The organism is Pseudomonas canadensis (assembly GCF_000503215.1).
GTDB classification, from domain to species: domain Bacteria; phylum Pseudomonadota; class Gammaproteobacteria; order Pseudomonadales; family Pseudomonadaceae; genus Aquipseudomonas; species Aquipseudomonas canadensis.
In genome coordinates this window covers 341,613-359,421 of record NZ_AYTD01000013.1, presented here as the reverse complement: position 1 = coordinate 359,421, position 17,809 = coordinate 341,613, and the positions used below count along the sequence as shown (strand labels likewise).

Annotated in this window: 10 protein-coding genes; 5 read left to right on the top strand and 5 right to left on the bottom strand. The window is 58.8% G+C overall.

Annotation, left to right across the window (positions count from 1 at the left end; all coding sequences use genetic code 11):
* Positions 1–61 precede the first annotated feature (61 nt).
* Entirely contained in the window at positions 62–4,810 is a 4,749-nt protein-coding gene (locus tag U367_RS0110510) for an NEL-type E3 ubiquitin ligase domain-containing protein (RefSeq protein ID WP_028616894.1), read from the top strand.
* Positions 4,811–5,410: 600 nt separating this feature from the next.
* Here the strand turns inward: U367_RS0110510 and U367_RS0110505 are convergent.
* The 3 genes from U367_RS0110505 to U367_RS0110495 form a co-directional block, all read right to left on the bottom strand.
* A complete protein-coding gene (locus tag U367_RS0110505) occupies positions 5,411–6,310 on the bottom strand; it encodes a hydroxymethylglutaryl-CoA lyase (protein ID WP_028616893.1) in 900 nt (299 codons plus the stop codon).
* 16 nt (positions 6,311–6,326) lie between these two features.
* A complete protein-coding gene (locus U367_RS0110500) occupies positions 6,327–6,719 on the bottom strand; it encodes a MerR family transcriptional regulator (RefSeq protein ID WP_028616892.1) in 393 nt (130 codons plus the stop codon).
* Between the two features lie 183 nt (positions 6,720–6,902).
* Complete coding sequence (locus tag U367_RS0110495; protein ID WP_028616891.1) at positions 6,903–7,838, bottom strand: LysR family transcriptional regulator; 936 nt, start codon at positions 7,836–7,838, stop codon at positions 6,903–6,905.
* A gap of 151 nt (positions 7,839–7,989) precedes the next feature.
* Here U367_RS0110495 and U367_RS0110490 point away from each other — a divergent pair, with 151 nt between their 5' ends.
* Positions 7,990–9,219 (top strand): acyl-CoA dehydrogenase, encoded by a 1,230-nt coding sequence (locus tag U367_RS0110490; RefSeq protein WP_028616890.1) that lies wholly within the window; start codon positions 7,990–7,992, stop codon positions 9,217–9,219.
* Positions 9,220–9,246: 27 nt separating this feature from the next.
* Here the strand turns inward: U367_RS0110490 and U367_RS0110485 are convergent, their stop codons facing one another.
* Together U367_RS0110485 and xthA are read right to left on the bottom strand one after the other, a co-directional pair.
* Entirely contained in the window at positions 9,247–10,578 is a 1,332-nt protein-coding gene (locus tag U367_RS0110485; RefSeq protein ID WP_028616889.1) for a substrate-binding domain-containing protein, read from the bottom strand.
* A 96-nt stretch (positions 10,579–10,674) separates the two neighbouring features.
* The gene (gene xthA, locus U367_RS0110480; protein ID WP_028616888.1) at positions 10,675–11,487 is read right to left on the bottom strand and encodes an exodeoxyribonuclease III; all 813 of its coding nucleotides are present in this window, start codon (positions 11,485–11,487) and stop codon (positions 10,675–10,677) included.
* 169 nt (positions 11,488–11,656) lie between these two features.
* Here xthA and U367_RS0110475 point away from each other — a divergent pair, with 169 nt between their 5' ends.
* From U367_RS0110475 to U367_RS0110465, 3 genes are all read left to right on the top strand, one after another.
* A complete protein-coding gene (locus U367_RS0110475; RefSeq protein WP_028616887.1) occupies positions 11,657–12,307 on the top strand; it encodes a GNAT family N-acetyltransferase in 651 nt (216 codons plus the stop codon).
* A 64-nt stretch (positions 12,308–12,371) separates the two neighbouring features.
* A complete protein-coding gene (locus U367_RS0110470) occupies positions 12,372–14,099 on the top strand; it encodes an autotransporter assembly complex protein TamA (protein WP_028616886.1) in 1,728 nt (575 codons plus the stop codon).
* Complete coding sequence (locus tag U367_RS0110465; protein WP_032864185.1) at positions 14,099–17,770, top strand: translocation/assembly module TamB domain-containing protein; 3,672 nt, start codon at positions 14,099–14,101, stop codon at positions 17,768–17,770. Before U367_RS0110470 ends, U367_RS0110465 begins: the two co-directional genes overlap by 1 nt.
* Positions 17,771–17,809 lie beyond the last annotated feature (39 nt).

Here is a 17,809-nt window from a genome sequence, read left to right as displayed (position 1 = left end):
TCTCTGTTGGCACTCGAATATCACATATTGACCGTTCATTCGGCCAATTAGAGTTCGCCACATGGCAGACCTTGAACAAAGTGGAAAAAATCCGGTAAACGATACGCGCAGTGTTCATGGCGTCGTTGTGCAGGCGCGCCTGTCATCTTGGTACAGCGCTGCAGCAGTCAAGCGAAAACAAGCGTTACATGAGTGGGAGTTGAATATTCCGCACTGGTATAAAACGCTGACCCCGGACAGACGGAAAGTCTTGGAAGCGGCTCATCAGAGAAGTATGGGTGCGCTTAATATGCTGGATGGGATTTTAAAGGATTTAAAAGGTGCTATCGAATTCGCCGAACCCTTGCTGCAGGCAGCCATACAACAGAAAACCGGGCGATTCATTGATGTAAAGCGTGTTTTTTTTGCGCGTAAGGAATTCATGGCAGCTGATCGGTCAAAGGTCTTCGGCGTTGAAGCAACAGGATATTGCTACTACACAGGTCTCAGCTTGATAGAGGCGGCCCTGCAGAACTTTTCCGCGAATGAGGCCGTTGAATCAAATGACGACGATTCCAGTCTTATCACGCATTACGACTTTCATCGGCGGCCCGCGCCAACGACGTTCAACGCAGGGGCAGTGCTAGCGCGTAATGACCCTCTCAAGCCTCATGTGTTTGCCGGCTTATGTCGAGACCTGGATTTGGGCAAGCTGTATCTGGCGCATGTAACGTCAATTGTCAAACCGCCGGACAAACCTGAGGGAGTTTCAGACAACGATGCCGCAAGGGTGCGTAGTCGAATCACGGCTTCAACGAGGCAGCAGTTATTATTCGCCGCTGAAGTAGCGCTGGAACTCGGCACTATAAAGCTAGACGCCTACACGCTATTAAAAGAGCTGGCTTTTTGGAAGGCTGATGTGACGTGGAGAGGCAAGAGTGTACATTTCTCAAACTTGAAAATGCTGCATGTTGAGCTAAAGCAGATCATTGTTATCGGGCCCCTGAGATTCGGGTATGTGCGGGGCGTCAAAGTGTTTCACAGGGAACCTTGTATTGTCTTTATTCCTGGAGATCCTATTTGCGAGTTGAAAGAGTACGCCGATCTTGGCGGTCTTCAGACTGATCTCGTCGAAAGATTGTGCTCGGGCGAGTATCGACGGTTTTTCAGCCAGTGTGTGCCCTACGAGCAACAAACGAAATTTTTTAGTACCGTGAAACTTCACCTTGATCAACTCAATATGTATGCCGAAGACGAAGATTTCGATCCTGCAAAAACAAGCACCGGTACTTGGTCAACAGGTTATGGCATCAGCATGCCTAGGACGTGGGGTGATCATTCTCTGCAAAAAGTCGATTTAATATTGAGCAATGCACGGGCGATGGTGGTATCCACCGCCCGTGCCGATGACAACGCCCGTAACGCATGGTTGATGTCGTTGGCCAGTGTTGCGTTGACCGTGGTGAATGTTGCCTCATTTGTCGTCCCGCAACTGGCGCCGTTGATGCTGTTGATTGGCGCGGTGCAAATGCTCTATGAGATTGCTACGGGCGCAGAGGCTTGGGAAGAGGGCGACATGAAAGAGGCGTGGGCGCACGTTTCGGCCGTAGCCTTTAATGTGACGACGGCAGTTGTAGGCGCCAAGCTGTTGCCGATGATCAAGACCCCGTTTGTCCAGGCACTGGCACACGTCCGTTGTCCTGACGCCAATGTGCGTTTGTATGCGCCTGGGCTGAAACCTTACCTGCGACAGGTAGCACTGCCCGAATCCTTGAAGGCCAATGCAAACGGGTTGTTTGAACACGACGATAATTTATACCTGGCGGAAAACGACGGGCATTACCTGGTGGAGCCGTCTGGCACCGGTAACATCTACCGGATTGTGCATCCGCAAAACCCTTCAGCCTACTCGCCGCAGGTTCGCCTTACGGAGGCTGGGGCTTGGATACATGAACATGAAAATCCGCTGACATGGACCACGCCGCAATTGATGCAGCGGCTGGGGCCAGTGGCGCAGAGACTTGGACAGCAACCCTTAAAGCTTGAGCGCATCTGCCAAATGGCTGCGGTGGATAGCAGCATGTTGCGCAAGATGCATGTAGACCAGGGGCGCGTCCCGGGTCTATTGGCAGACATTCTCAAGCGTTTTGACATCGACGAGACAATCGCGAGTGAAAAAAAACCGGGTGTGAGCGCGTCATTATTGGCGAAAGACCAGGCCGATCTTTTCGCCCAACGTTATGCGGCAACCGAGAGCGAAAGCGGTGCAGCGGTCGGATTGCTCAAACGGTCGTTCGGATCGCTGCCCGATAGTGTGGCGCAAGAGCTGTTGAGCCACGCCAGCAAGGCTGAAGTGCAGATGATCGAGCAGCACCAACGCGTACCGTTGCGTTTGGCAGAGGAGGCCCGCTGCTATCAACAAGAAGTACGCTTGGCGCGGGCTTACGAAGGGCTCTATCGCAAGACCCTGGGCAATGACGATACCCAACGTATGGTTCTGCATAGCGTGAAGACGCTGCCTGGCTGGCCATCTGACCTGCGCATCGAGGTGCTGGAAAAGACCAGCGAAGGAGGTGAGCGCGTTGTCGACTCCATAGGGCCGGAGGGTGTGGCGGCGAAGCGACTTTTGATCAAGTTTGGACCACAAAATCTTTATGAAGTACGGGATGACAAGTTCGGAGTATTGAACCAGCAGGCCGATATCTATGGAGCTATGCAGGCGGCGGTTTCGCCAGAGGATTTGACGGTGATGAAGTTGACGGCCGGTGACCGTGGCGCGAGCCTGAAACAAGCGCTGCAGCAGAAGCCGCTGATGCCACGTGATCAATTGCGCAAGTTACTGAAAATGCAGCCTGTGAAACCAGGGTATAAACCGCCAATGCGCCTCGCTGACGGACGTTTTGGTTATCCACTAAGCCCGTTGAGAGGCGCTGGCCGCCGGCCTTTTGTGTGTGAAATGAAAGCGGCAAAGCTCTATCCGTCAAAGTCCATCGAAGCGGTAGAAGAGATGCTGGGCCTCAGGGAGCTTGACGATGCCGGAATGTTGGCAAGACTGGAGCAGCTTGAGCAGGAGTTCAATCAACTTAATGCCGATTTGAAGGACTGGGAGCAGGAGACGGGCGCGGTTGGTTCTGCCAGGGACCGGCGCAGAGTCGCCAATACCCTGAAAGGAGTCTGGCGGCGGACCTCCCCGCAAGCGTTCGCCTCAGATCAAACGCCCATCGGTCACATTCTCGATTTGTCCGACGAGGTTGTCGGAGAGTTACCCCCGATCACCGCCAATATGGATCATGTGGGCAGTTTGGTTTTACCTCGAATGGCGCTGACAGACGCTTCCTTGCCCTTTCTGAGTTCATTCAGGCGCTTGCGCTGGCTGAATATGAGCGATAACCACCTCACCCGGTTGCCGGAGTTTGCTGACGGCGCGGTGACCAAGCTCGACTTGAGTAATAACGCTATCCGACTGACCGAACAGAGCCGTATGCGCCTGGAACGCATGCAGAGTTTGAAGATTCTCAGGCTCTCCGGTAACCGCCAATTGGGGTGGGTGGCCAATCTGCACGGGCTGCGCAATCTCAACCAGATTTACCTGGCGAACACTGGAACCACAACGTTTCCCGCTGGCGCTGAGCAGTTGACCAACCTGGCCATGATCGACCTGCATTCAAATCGAATCACCACTTTGCCTGAGTACGCTTACCAGCATCTGGATCGAATCAACTTGCATGACAATCCGTTTTCGGCAGCGACCCGTGCACGTTTTCGACTTGAACCGTTGGATCAGGCGCAATGGGGCGATCACGTTACGCACGATGAAGCGCGAGAGCTTTGGCTGCACGACTCTCCAGTAACTGAGCGGGCCCGCCGGGGCATGACTTGGGATGAGGTCAAGCTCAACCCTCAGTCGGATGCGTTTTTCACCGTGCTGGCAGACACCACCCGTTGCGCCGAATACGCCTCTGGCGTGACCCGTCCTGCAATGGCGGAGCGGGTCTGGGAGATGCTTGAAGCCGCGAAGGAAAGCCAGGCCATTCGTGAGTCGTTATTCAAGGCCGCTGATGATCGAATCACTTGTGGTGACGGCAGTTCGGTTGAGTTCATGAACCTGGAAAGTGAGCTGTTGGCGGCCAAGGCGCTTGAGATGGCAGGAGAGGGAGATGCGGAAGGCAAGCTTATTGCCACTGGCGAACAGCTATTTCGCCTGAAGCTGGTAGACGTCATCGCTCAGCGGGATGTCGAAGCGCGAGGGCGTGGTTTTACTGAGCAGGTCGAAGTCATTCTTGCCTATCGAACCAGGCTGGCGGACAGGCTTGGATTACCGGTCAAGTCCCGCGGCATGCTGTTTCCTCAGCAAGCTAATGTGAGCCAGGCGGCTATCGATGATGCCTATGCACAAGTGATCGTGGATGAGCGTGTTATCAACAACAAGGTTGATTTTTTTTTGGAGAGGGCGTTTTGGGAGAAACATCTTCGCAGCCACTACTCACGAGAATTCGCGTCGTTGATGGAGCCGGTTATTGAGGAAATAGACGAGAAAAGCGCGGCGTTGGATGAACTTTCAGCATTACAAGACGCTCAGGATAACGCTGCAGATCAAGCGACAAAAGATGCCTGGCAGGCAAAGCATGATGAAGTGGTCGACCGACTGGCGAGCCTGTTGGGCAAGACCAAGGATGAGATACTGGTGGATGGCTCGATGCAAAGTGTTTTTTACAATGACGAAATGAAGCTGCTCGGTGCCGAGCGAGCGCGAGAGGAAAGACTTAATCTACAAACCTTGACACGAAGCGTGCTTGGAAAAGTCGACGCGACGCACGGCGCTCAGGTCTGAATTTGATGCGCCCACCAGGGGCGGGTCAACAAGCTTGAACGCATCGCCTGATAAGCATTCCTACAGACAGCACAAAGGGGACCCGAGGGTCCCCTTTAATTTGTCGTTGCGTGCTCTTTTTTATTATTGAGGGGCGGTCTATTGTTGTTTTTGGCAACCGTTACCCTTTACCGCTGTTTTTGGCGACCCCCATCCGGGGTCAAGAGCAAACGTATTTTTTTGAGCGCTGATCTGCTTCTTCGTTAACGATCCAACCAGTGGGTAGCTACCTGAGGTAGTTTTATTTTTCTCTAACCGGTTGCGGGTTTCGGCACGCCGTACCCTGCGAAGCACATCTTCTCCAAAAAAATCTGTTAGCTGCGTCTCTGCCGTGTTGTTTTTGTTATGTCAGAGTCGTTTCGTCTTATTTTTATTAGGTTTGGCGCTTTTTATTCTTGTTATGCCATAGAGATAGCAGAAGCCGTGCCAACTTTTAAAAAACCTTTAAAATCAATGGTTTGATTTTTTTATAGGATTTCGCTTGCAGAAAATACGACAAAAAATGTTCCCGTGTTACTCGATGTGTAGGCGTGCGGTAACACATTGTCACGGCTAAGCTACTCAACCGGCGTTACGCGCCTTGGCCACGCGTGACCCTGTCGGCCGGCCCAGCACGTTGCTGATTTGCTGGCCCGCGCCAATCAATGCCTCCAGATCAACACCCGTCTCGATGCCCAGGCCGTCGAGCAGGTACAGCACATCTTCGGTAGCGACGTTACCGCTGGCGCCCTTGGCGTATGGGCAGCCGCCGAGGCCCGCGATAGAGCTGTCGAACACCGTGATTCCTTCCAGCAGGCTGGCGTAGATATTCGCGATGGCCTGGCCATAGGTGTCGTGGAAATGCCCGGCCAGCTTGTCCCGTGGCACCTGCGCGGCGACCACCTCGAACAACCGCCGCGTCGCGCCCGCCGTGCCGGTGCCGATGGTGTCGCCGAGGGACACCTCATAGCAGCCCATGGCATACAATTCCCGCGCGACCGCCGCCACTTGCTCCGGCGCGATCTCACCCTCATACGGGCAACCCAGCACGCACGACACATAACCGCGCACGCTGACCCCGTGCTGCCTGGCGGCCGCCATGATCGGCGCGAAGCGCTCCAGGCTTTCGCTGATGGAGCAGTTGATATTGCGCTGGGAAAACGCCTCGGACGCCGCCGCAAACACCGCCACTTCCTTTACGCCGGCCGCCAATGCGTCCTCGAACCCGCGCAGGTTCGGCGCCAGGGCCCCATAGGTCACACCGGGCTTGCGCTGGATCTGCGCGAACACCTCGGCTGAACCCGCCATCTGCGGCACCCACTTGGGAGATACAAAACTGCCGACTTCGATGTAGCTCAAGCCAGCAGCGCTGAGGGCGTCCACCAACCGGACCTTGTCCGCCACGCTGATGGGCTGGGCTTCATTCTGCAGGCCGTCGCGCGGGCCGACTTCCACCAGGCGGACGTGTGAAGGGAGGGACATGGTAATTACCTCATGATCAATGGCCGGCCTGGCGCAGGGTGTGGGCCAGGGCCTGGGTGCAGCGCTCTTCGGCGGTGTCCAGTTCCAGCTTCATTTGTTCGATATCCAGCAACTGCTGCTCAAGCTGCTCACGGCGCTCGGCGATTTTCGCCAGCATGCTGTTGAGTTGCACGTGGTTACCGCTGCTGGGGTCGTAGAGCTCGATGAGTTCGCGGCACTCGGCCAGGGAAAAACCGATGCGCTTGCCCCGCAGGATCAGCTTGAGGCTGACCTTGTCCCGGGCCGAGTAGATGCGCTCCTGACCCCGACGTTCCGGGGCCAGCAAGCCTTGTTCTTCGTAGAAGCGAATGGCGCGGGTGGTGATGTCGAGCTCGCGGGCGAGGTCGGAGATGCTGTAGGTGGTGCTCATGGCGATGCCCGAGAAAATGTCTTGGGCGCTAAGCTAATGGCTGGTTGACGTTAACGTCAAGCGATCACTGTAGGAGCCGGCTTGCCGGCGATGGTCGTCAACGATGACGCAGCAAGCCCGGACAAGTGCGGTGACTGTGCGTTTTTCGCCGGCAAGCCAGCTCCTACAGGGGGTGTGACAATCTCAGGATTGTTGTTTGTCGAGCTTTTTCTCGTGCGCCGTCACCTGCTGGCACAACTCGATCATTTGCTCGCGCATCCAGCGGTTCGCCGGGTCTTGGTCGGTGCTTTCGTGCCAGTACAGGTGGGTTTCCACCGGCGGCACGTCGTTGACCGGCAGGTTGAACCAATGCAATTCATGGCGGCGCGCGAAGCGCTCGGGCACGGTCATGACCATGTCGGTCTGCTGCAACACCTGCGAGGCCATCAGGTAGTGCTGGGAGCGCAGGGCGATCTTGCGTTGCAGGCCCATCTTGCCCAGCGCCAGGTCCACATGGCCCAGGCCGTTGCGCCGGCTGGAGATATGGATGTGGGTCAGCCCCAGGTAATCATCCAGGCTCAGCTTGTCCTTGCCCGCCAGCGGATGGCCCTTGCGCATGGCGCACACGTAGCGGTCTTCCATCAGCTTGACGTGGCGTACCTGCGGGTCGGTGTTGAGCGGCGCGTCCACGGCAAAGTCCAGGCGCCCAGCAGCCAGTTCCTTGGTGGTTTCGCGGCGCTTGGACAGGAAACTCTCGATGACCACCGTGGGCGCCAGGCGGCGCAGGCGCTGGAACAACAGTGGCAGGATCACCGCCTCGGTGAGGTCGGTCATGCTGATGCGATAAGTCTTGGCCGCCTGTTGCGGGTTGAAGATGCGGCTCTCTTGCACCGACACCCGCAGCAATGACAGCGCATTGCGCACCGGCCCGATGATGTTCTGCGCCATCGGCGTGGGCACCATGCCCTGGGCGGTGCGCACGAACAATGGGTCGTTGAAGGTTTCCCGAAGACGTGCCAGAGCGTTGGACACCGCCGGTTGGGTGATGCCGACAATCTGTCCGGCGCGGGTCAGGTTAGCTTCGGTGTAGATAGCGTCAAAGACGATGAAGAGGTTGAGGTCGACCTTGCTCAGATTCATTTCGTTGCGCTCTTATTGTTAGGTGGCCATACGTCGATCATATATCGGTGATGAATGTTAATACACGCCGAGAATAGGTTAGGTAAATTTTCGTAGCTCATCTAGCATCGACTTCATGACCTAAACAACCTCTCAGAGAAGGGAGCTGCTCATGGATTTCGCCTATTCGCCCAAGGTTCAGGAACTGCGTGAACGCGTCACTGCGTTCATGGACGCTTACGTTTACCCGGCCGAGCCGGTGTTCGAACGCCAGGTCAGCGAAGGCGACCGCTGGCAGCCCACCGCAATCATGGAAGAGCTGAAGGCGAAGGCTAAAGCCGAAGGTTTGTGGAACCTGTTCCTGCCGGAATCCGAGCTGGGCGCCGGCCTCACCAACCTTGAATACGCACCGTTGGCCGAAATCATGGGACGTTCGCTGTTGGGCCCGGAACCGTTCAACTGCTCGGCGCCTGACACCGGCAATATGGAAGTGTTGGTGCGCTATGCCAACGAAGAGCAGAAACAACGCTGGCTGGAGCCACTGCTGCGCGGCGAGATCCGTTCTGCATTCGCCATGACCGAACCCGACGTCGCCTCATCCGACGCCACCAACATGGCTGCCCGCGCCGAACGCCAAGGTGATGAGTGGGTGATCAACGGCAAGAAATGGTGGACCTCCGGCGCCTGCGACCCGCGCTGCAAGATCTTGATCTTCATGGGCCTGAGCAACCCGGACGCGCCGCGTCACCAGCAACACTCGATGATCCTGGTGCCGGTGGATACCCCCGGCGTGAAGATCGTGCGCCCGCTGCCGGTGTTCGGCTACGACGACGCACCCCACGGCCATGCCGAAGTGCTGTTCGACAATGTGCGCGTACCCTACGAAAACGTGTTGCTGGGTGAGGGCCGTGGCTTTGAAATCGCCCAGGGCCGCCTTGGCCCAGGCCGTATCCACCACTGCATGCGTTCCATCGGCATGGCCGAGCGCGCGCTGGAATTGATGTGCAAGCGTTCCGTCAGCCGGACTGCATTCGGTAAGCCATTGGCGCGCCTGGGCGGCAATATCGACAAGATCGCCGACTCGCGCATGGAAATCGACATGGCGCGCCTGCTGACCTTGAAAGCAGCCTACATGATGGACACCGTGGGTAACAAAGTCGCGAAAAGCGAAATCGCCCAGATCAAGGTGGTTGCACCGAATGTGGCCTTGAAGGTGATCGATCGTGCGATCCAGATCCATGGCGGCGCTGGTGTCTCCAACGACTTCCCGCTGGCCTACATGTACGCCATGCAACGTACCTTGCGCCTGGCCGATGGCCCGGATGAAGTGCACCGGGCGGCGATCGGCAAGTTTGAGATTGGCAAGTATGTGCCGAAAGAACTGATGCGCAGCGGGCAATAAACAGCAATAGGCGGGGAGGTTGGGTATTCAATACACCCAAACCTCCACCCGCCGATTCTTGATCCGCCCTTCATCCGCCGTATTCGCCGCCACCGGCATTTGCGCGCCAAACCCGCGGATATCGCGCAGCACCACGCCGTTCTTGACCAATTCCCGGCGCACTGCCATTGCCCGCAACTTTGACAGCAATGCTGCCCGCTGCGGATCGTTCTTGGCATCGCCAAAGCCCACCAGCGTCACCTGCTTGTCCAGCTTGTTGTGGCTTTTGAGGTACGCCACCACCCGCTGCAAATCCTGGCGGGCCTTGCTGTCCAGGCTTGCGCTGCCTTCCTCGAAACGAAAATTCACCGTCAGGCGCTGGGCATCCCGCGCAATCGCTTGATAGTCATCAGGCATCGAAGTACGCGGCTCCACGGCCATCGCCTGTACCTGCTGCGCGATAAAACCATTGGCTGCCACGATCGCCTGGCCCTTGCTGCTTTGGCTGAAGTCCACCAACGCCTTGGCCCATGGATTGCGACTCAACGGCGGCAAGTAAAAGAGCAGCCGACGTGACAGCGGATAATCCTCGGTCGCAATCAGGCTGTTCAACGGCAACATGGGTTGCGAGTCGCCATCCACTATCGCCGCCGCTTTGGCCTGGCGGATGTAGGGCAGCCCGATAAAGCCAATGCCCTGGGGATCCTGGCTGACCGCGTCGGAGAGTTGCTCGCTGGATTCGAAACGCTTGGCGCCCGGCGCGAGCGGCTTGCCACGCAGACGCAGTACCAGGTCCTTGAACGTATCGTAGGTGCCGGATTGATCATCCCGCGCGTACAGATGAATCGGCCCTCCGACGCCACCGAGCGCCTCCCAGGTACTGACTTCGCCATTGAAGATCTGCGCCAGTTGCTCGGTATTCAGGGTGTTCAACGGGTTTTGCGGGTGGAGGATGATGGCCAGGCCATCGATGGCTATCACCTGTTCGGCTTCGGGGCTTTTCAGGTCGCCGAGGGGTTCGAGGTCTACCAGTTCGCTGTCTTTTATCGGGCGCGATGAAGCTGCCAGGTCGGCTGTGGCCTTTTTTAGCGCCGCGAAACCGGTACTTGACCCGTGAGCGGCGACTTCGATGCTCACCGTCTTGCCCTGGCGTGTCTTGCCGATCACGCGTTGTTCATTGGCACCTTCGGCCGGTTCGCTGTGCACCGCCTGCAAGCCCAGCTGTTGCATCAAGCCTTTGACCAGTGCAGGACCCAGTGCCGCGCCAATGGTATTGGAACCCTGGATACGCAAAGCAGGACCTTGATCAGGAACGGGAAGGGGAGCGGAAACAGCGAAGAGGGGGAAAAGCACCAGCAGGAACAGAACGCGCAGCCTCATGCCGGCACCTTCTCAAGCCAAAGGGAGTGCCGCGAGAGTAAGTCAGGCAGGTTGCATAAATATGACGGGGCCGAGAGGGCGGCCCCGTCAGGGCGATCAGCTCAGTTCAAGCCAGATCGGCGCATGGTCCGACGGCTTTTCCAATCCACGCAGCTCGTAATCCACCCCGGCATCCTTGACCCGCGGCAGCAGGCCATTGGAGGCCAGGATCACGTCGATGCGCAGGCCGCGCTTGGGTTCGTCCTCAAAGCCACGGCTGCGGTAGTCGAACCAGCTGAAGCGGTCTGCAACCTCTGGGTTGAGGTGACGGAAGCTGTCCACCAGGCCCCAATTTTTCAGGCGGGCCATCCACTCGCGTTCTTCCGGCAGGAAGCTGCACTTGCCAGTCTTGAGCCAGCGCTTGGCGTTGTCGGCGCCAATGCCGATGTCGATGTCTTCCGGGGAAATGTTGATGTCGCCCATCACCACCAGCGCCTGGTCATTGCTGAACTGGCTCTCCAGCAACTGTTGCAAGTCTTCATAGAAGCGCTGCTTGGCCGGGAACTTGGTGGGGTGGTCGCGGCTTTCGCCCTGGGGGAAGTAGCCGTTCATGATGGTGACCGGGTGGCCGTTCTCGTCGGCGAAGGTGCCCCAGATGAAGCGGCGCTGGGCGTCTTCTTCATCACTGGCAAAACCTTTGTGCAGGCTCAACGCCGGCTGGCGCGAGAGCAGGGCTACACCGTAGTGACCTTTTTGGCCGTGGTAGTACACGTGATAGCCAAGGGCCTGTACTTCGGCCAGTGGGAACTGGTCATCGTGGACCTTGGTTTCCTGCAGGCCGATCACGTCGGGCTGGTGCTTTTCAATCAGCGCCGCCAGCTGATGGGGGCGGGCGCGCAGCCCGTTGATATTGAAGGAGACGATTTTCATGGTCGGCAGTCCAGTCCTGGCAAAAGGGCGATGCTAGCGGACAAGTCGGACGGGGGCCAGCGTGGCGGTAGGGCACTTGCACTGCTAATGTCTGGGAACGACTGGTGCTGTGTAGGTTCGTACCCATAAGAACGCTGCCTTTTGAGCCGCGCCCAGGGAGATTGATGGTATGCCGGACACTTCAACTGCAACTGCTGAAATTCGCCTGCTCAATAGCGGCTATTCCCGCGAAGCCCGTTCCTTGCTGTACCAGGCTTATCGGCATGAGCCGACGTTCGCCTACATTTTCGAAGCCGAGCGCCCGGGTTATGAACAGCGGGTGCGCGCTACCGTGCGGGAGCTGGTCAAGCAGCACTTTTTTCAGAAACTGCCGGCCATTGGTCTGTTCGTCAACGATCGGTTGATCGGCATTGCCCTGATCGCACCGCCGCAGCGGCGCCTGGGGATTACCGAGAGCTGGGCCTGGCAGTTGCGCATGTGGCTGAGCACGGGCGTGCGCGGGACGCGACGTTACCTCGACTACCATCACGCCGTGCTGGCGTGCCTGCCCAGTGAGTCGGTGCACGTGCTGCCGTTGTTGGGCATTCATCCGCAATTCCAGGGCAAACATTTCGGCGAGCAGTTGCTGGAGGCCGTGCACAACTGGTGCGCCGAAGACCCGCATTCGTCCGGGGTGGTACTGGACACGGGCAACTCACGCTATCTGGAGTTCTATAAGCGTCAGGGCTATGAGGAAATCGGCGAAGTCGCTGTGGGACCTGTCCTGGAGCACGTGTTTTTTCACCCCAATCCTCAGTCGTTACATGCTGCAACGCCTTAGTACAGAATTATTCAGACATTTCCGAGTTCAAAGAGGCTCCCCAGGTCGTGTAGCATCCGCGCCTATGAAGTTTCCAGGAAGATTTACCAGCGGCTTGATTCTGCTGTTCACAAGCTGCGGCGCCTTGGCGCAAAGCGAATTGGACGTGCGGATCAAACCCTCAAACGACGCGTTGAAAGCCAACATCGAAGGCTATATCGGCGGGGTGGGCGATCGTGATGAAGAAGCCTTGCTGCGGTTCAGCCGTGGCGCCGAGGAGCAGGCGCGCAAAGCTGCCCAGGCCCTGGGCTTCTATCAGCCACGGATAGAGAGTGACGTGAAGGGCGGCAAGAACCCGCGCCTGATCCTCACCATCGACCCCGGCGAACCGGTGCATTTGCGTAACGTGACCATTCGGGTCGACGGCCCCGCCGCCGACCTCAAGACGTTTCGCGTGCCCGTCAGCGACGACCTCAAATCCGGCGCCGTGCTCAACCACGGCCATTACGAAGACGCCAAGCGTCTGATCCAGAACCAGGCCTCGCGCTACGGCTTTTTCAGCGGGCGCTTCACAAGCCAGAAACTTGCGGTAGACCCCCAGGCCGGGGTCGCCGATATCGAACTCATCTACGACAGCGGCCCGCGTTACACCCTTGGCAAAGTCAGCTTTGCTGGGGATACGCCGTTTGACGAAGAATTGCTGCAACGCATGGTGCCGTTCAAAAGCGGCACGCCCTACGACTCCGAACTGATCGCCGAACTCAACCAGAACCTGCAAGGCAGTGGTTTTTTCGAAGGCGTGCGCGTGGACGCTGCTCCCGCCGCTTCGACCAACGACATCATCCCGGTGGCCGTGCGCCTGGAAACCCGCAAGCCGCGCACCATGGGGCTGGGCTTGGGTTTTTCTACCGACGTCGGCCCGCGCGGCAAAGCCAACTGGACCCGCCACTGGGTCAACCCCCAGGGTCACAGTTATGGCTGGGAGGCCGAGCTGTCGGCGCCCCGGCAAAACGTTGGCCTGTGGTATGACATCCCGCTCGATCCGCCACTGACCGACAAGCTGCGTTTTGCGGGCGGTTACCAGAACGAAGAAATCGCCAACACTGATACGGTCAGTAAATTGCTGACCCTCGGCCCTGAATGGCACAGCAAGTTGCCCAGCGGCTGGACCCGGGTGATTTCGCTCAAATACCAGCGTGAGGAGTATCGGCTGGGCAATGACTCCGGCCTGAGTAACCTAGTGATGCCGGGCGTCAGCTATTCCTACCTGCGCAGCGATAACCGCATCGACCCGCACAACGGCTACCGCCTGCAGTTCGACACCAAGGTCGCCAAAGAAGGGCTGGGTTCCGACACTAACCTGCTTTATGGCACGGCCATGGTCAAAGGCCTCACCACGTTGTGGGACAACCACCGCTTCCTCGCCCGCGCCCAAGTAGGCGGCAGTGCCACCAACGGCTACAAATCGGTGCCGCCGTCGCTGCGCTTCTTTGCCGGTGGTGACCAAAGTGTGCGCGGTTACGAGTACCAGACGTTATCACCCGAGAACGACCGGGGCGATCGCATCGGTGGTCGCTACATGGTGGCCCTGAGCGCTGAGTATCAATATTCCATTGCCGAGAAGTGGCGGATTGCAACCTTCATCGACCAGGGCAACTCCTTCAACAACCTGGACCTGCCCAGCCTGAAAACCGGCGTCGGCGTCGGTATCCGCTGGGTTTCGCCGGTCGGTCCGATCCGTCTCGACCTGGCCCATGCCCTCGAAGATCCGGGCGGCATTCGATTGCACTTTTCCATGGGGCCTGAGCTGTGATGCGTGGTGTAAAAATAGCGGGGCTGGCCGTGGTGGCCATCCTTGCCGTGCTGGTACTGGCCCTGTGGACGGTGCTTGGCACCCAGGCGGGCAGCCGCTGGGCGTTGGCCCGTGTTCCGGGTTTGACGTTAGAAAATTTCCAGGGGCATCTGGGCGGCCGGTGGAGCGCCGACCATGTGTTGTGGCAGCAGGACAACAGTCGCGTCGAACTCCAGGCGCCCCAGTTTGATTGGTCGCCAGCGTGCCTGTTGCGCATGACCCTGTGCATCAATCAACTGGACGTGGAGCAGGTCAGCCTGCAATTGCCGCCGAGTGCCGAGGAAAGCAGCGGGCCAATTCAACTGCCCGACCTGAAGCTGCCGCTAGCCATCCAATTGGGCGACGTTCGCGTTGGTAGCCTGCTGTTCAATGGCAGTGAAGAACTCAAGGGCCTGCAATTGGCGGCGCACTGGACGGCCGCCGGCATGCAGATCGACTCGGTGCACCTGCAACGGGACGACCTTGTGCTGGACCTCGCCGGCCTGCTGCAACCGACTGGCAACTGGCCGTTGAGTGCCACCGGTAACCTGAGCCTGCCCTACGCACCGGGCGGCGCACCGTGGAAGGTGGCGCTCAAGGTTGACGGCGACCTGCTCAAGACCCTCAAGCTCGACGCCGACAGCAGCGGCTATCTGCCCGCAAAACTGACCGGAGAACTGCAGCTCCTGGAGGAAAACCTTCCGGCCCAGGTGCACATCACCGCCGACGGCTTTAAACCCAGCGCCGATCTGCCAGATACCCTGCAACTCAATCAGCTGGACCTCACCGCCAAAGGTGACTTGAGCCGCGGCTACGAACTGCTGGGCAAGGCCGTGTTGCCAGCAGAGAAAGGCCCGGTTGACTTGCTGCTGCAAGGCCGGGTCGACGCCAAGGGCGCGCAGATCGCAGGCCTGGACCTGAATGCTGGAGACCAACAAAGCCTCAAGCTGACTGCCCAGTTGGATTGGCAGCAGGGTTTCAGCGCCGACGCCAAGATCGACTGGCTGGACTTCCCCTGGCATCGCCTCTATCCGGTGATCGACGAGCCGCAAGTCGCGCTGCGTACCTTCAATGGTGAGATTTCCTACAAGGACGGCAACTACCTGGGTAACCTCAAGGCCGACCTCGACGGCCCGGCGGGCAAGTTCAACGTGGTCACGCCGTTCAGTGGCGACCTCAAGCAGATCTTCCTGCCTGAGCTGAAACTCACCGCCGGCCAGGGCAAGGCCGAAGGCCACCTGAACCTTCAGTTTGCCGACGGCATTGCCTGGGATACCGCGCTGGACCTGTCCGCGTTGAACCCGGCGTACTGGGTCGCAGAACTGCCGGGCACCCTGGCCGGACCGCTGCGCAGCAAGGGTGAGTTCAAGAACGAGCAACTCAAGCTGAACGCCGACCTCGACCTCAAGGGCCGCCTGCGTGGGCAAACCGCCGTATTGGCGGCCAAGGCGGAAGGCGCGGGCGAGCAGTGGACCTTGGCCAACCTGGATATCCGCCTGGGTGACAACCGCATAAACGGCAGCGGCAGCCTGCAACAGCGGTTGGCTGGGCAGATCGATATCAAGCTGACGCGTCTGGCCCAGCTCTGGCCGCAACTGCGTGGGCAGGTCAACGGTCGACTCGACGTGGCCGGCAGCCTCAACGCCCCCCAGGGCAAGCTCGCACTCAAGGGCCAGCAACTGGCATTTGCCGACAACCGCCTGCAAAACCTCACCCTCGACGCCAACCTGGACAGTGCCCAGCGCGCCAAGATCGACCTGAAAGGCAGCGGCATTCAATCCGGCGACACCCAGGTCGGCACCCTGACCGCCAGCGCCCAGGGCGATATCAAGAACCAGAAAGTCCAACTGGACCTGGCCGGGCCGCTGGTCAAGCTCGCCCTGGCGTTGGATGGCAACCTCGACAAAGGCAACTGGCGCGGGCGCCTGGCCAGCGGCGATGTCCAAGCCGGCGGTCAGGACTGGAAGCTGCAGGCCCCCGCGAAGATCGAACGCATGGCCGATGGCAAGCTGACATTTGCTGCGCACTGCTGGGTATCCGGTCCTGCCAGTTTATGCGGTGAAGACCAGCGGCTGATGCCTGAGCCGAAGCTGCGTTATCACCTCAAGCAATTCCCCATCGACAGTCTGGCGGCGTTCCTGCCCAAGGACTTTTCCTGGCTGGGCAAGCTCAATGCCGACCTGCAACTGGACCTGCCCGACAGCGGCCCCAAAGGCGTGATTGCGGTGGACGCCAGCGGCGGCACCTTGCGCGTCAAGGACAAGGACCAGTGGCTGGATTTCCCCTACGACACGCTCAAGCTTGAAACCACTCTCAACCCCAAGCGTATCGACACCCAGCTGAATTTCCGTGGCGGCAAGCTTGGCGAATTGATGTTGCAGGCGCAGATCAACCCGCTGCCGAAGAACAAGCCGATTACCGGCAACTTCAGCCTGGTCGGTCTGGATCTCGCGGTGGCGCGGCCGTTTGTACCGATGGTGGAAACCCTCAGCGGCAAGCTCAATGGCAACGGGCGCATCTCCGGTGGTCTGTTGGCACCCCAGGTCAACGGCAACGTGAATCTGGTGGGCGGCGAGATTTCCGGTCCGGAACTGCCCATCAGCCTGGAAGGTTTGAATGTGCAGGCGCTGATCGCCGGTGAAAGCGTGCAGCTCAACGGTGGCTGGCGCAGTGGCAAGTCCGGGCAGGGCAGCCTCAAGGGCCAGATCGACTGGGGGCAGGCCCTGGCGGTGGATCTCAGCCTGCAAGGCTCGCAACTGCCGGTCACGGTGGAGCCCTACGCGGTGCTGGAAGTGGCGCCCGACCTGAAAATCAGCCTGAAGAACGACAAGCTGGCCATCGCTGGCAAAGTGCATATCCCGCGTGGCGATATCAGCGTGCGCGAACTGCCGCCGTCCACCGTCAAGGTCTCGGACGACACCGTGATCATCGGCAGCCAGACCGAAGAGGGCAAGCCGCCGATGGCGATGGCCATGGACATTGACGTGGTGGTGGGCGAAGACAAGCTCAACTTCTCGGGCTTCGGCCTCACCGCCAAGGTGCAGGGTCAGGTGCATATCGGCGACAACATGGACACCCGTGGCGAACTGTGGCTCAACGATGGCCGTTATCGCGCCTACGGGCAGAAGCTGGATGTGCGCCGTGCGCGGTTGCTGTTTGCCGGGCCGTTGGACCAGCCGTATCTGGACATCGAGGCGATCCGCAAGACCGATGACGTGATCGCCGGAATTCGCTTGAGTGGTAGCGCCGAACAACCCACCACGCAGATCTTCTCGGAGCCGGCGATGGCTCAGGAGCAAGCCTTGTCTTACCTCGTGCTGGGGCGTCCGCTGAGCTCCACGGGTGAAGACAACAACATGCTGGCTCAGGCCGCGTTGGGCCTGGGGTTGATGGGCAGCGCCGGGGTGACGTCGGATCTGGCGAAGAATCTGGGTATCCAGGACTTTGAACTGGATACGCAAGGTAGCGGGAATAACACTGCCGTGGTGGCGAGTGGCAAGATTACCGAGAAGCTCAGCCTGCGGTATGGGGTTGGGGTGTTTGAGCCGGCCAGTACTATTGCCTTGCGGTATTTGTTGAGTAAGAAGGTGTATCTGGAAGTGGCCAGTGGTGTGGCCAGTTCACTGGATATCTTCTACAAGCGGGATTTTTGAGTTCGTCCGTTATTTGGGTAACGGCTGATATGGGTTCCG

Excerpts from the sequence above, each read along its gene's own strand:
- U367_RS0110475 (WP_028616887.1), top strand. The coding sequence starts at position 11,657 with ATGCCGGACACTTCAACTGCAACTGCTGAAATTCGCCTGCTCAATAGC.
- U367_RS0110505 (WP_028616893.1), bottom strand. The coding sequence starts at position 6,310 with ATGTCCCTCCCTTCACACGTCCGCCTGGTGGAAGTCGGCCCGCGCGAC.
- U367_RS0110495 (WP_028616891.1), bottom strand. The coding sequence starts at position 7,838 with ATGAATCTGAGCAAGGTCGACCTCAACCTCTTCATCGTCTTTGACGCT.
- U367_RS0110500 (WP_028616892.1), bottom strand. The coding sequence starts at position 6,719 with ATGAGCACCACCTACAGCATCTCCGACCTCGCCCGCGAGCTCGACATC.
- U367_RS0110465 (WP_032864185.1), top strand. The coding sequence starts at position 14,099 with ATGCGTGGTGTAAAAATAGCGGGGCTGGCCGTGGTGGCCATCCTTGCC.
- U367_RS0110470 (WP_028616886.1), top strand. The coding sequence starts at position 12,372 with ATGAAGTTTCCAGGAAGATTTACCAGCGGCTTGATTCTGCTGTTCACA.
- xthA (WP_028616888.1), bottom strand. The coding sequence starts at position 11,487 with ATGAAAATCGTCTCCTTCAATATCAACGGGCTGCGCGCCCGCCCCCAT.
- U367_RS0110490 (WP_028616890.1), top strand. The coding sequence starts at position 7,990 with ATGGATTTCGCCTATTCGCCCAAGGTTCAGGAACTGCGTGAACGCGTC.
- U367_RS0110510 (WP_028616894.1), top strand. The coding sequence starts at position 62 with ATGGCAGACCTTGAACAAAGTGGAAAAAATCCGGTAAACGATACGCGC.
- U367_RS0110485 (WP_028616889.1), bottom strand. The coding sequence starts at position 10,578 with ATGAGGCTGCGCGTTCTGTTCCTGCTGGTGCTTTTCCCCCTCTTCGCT.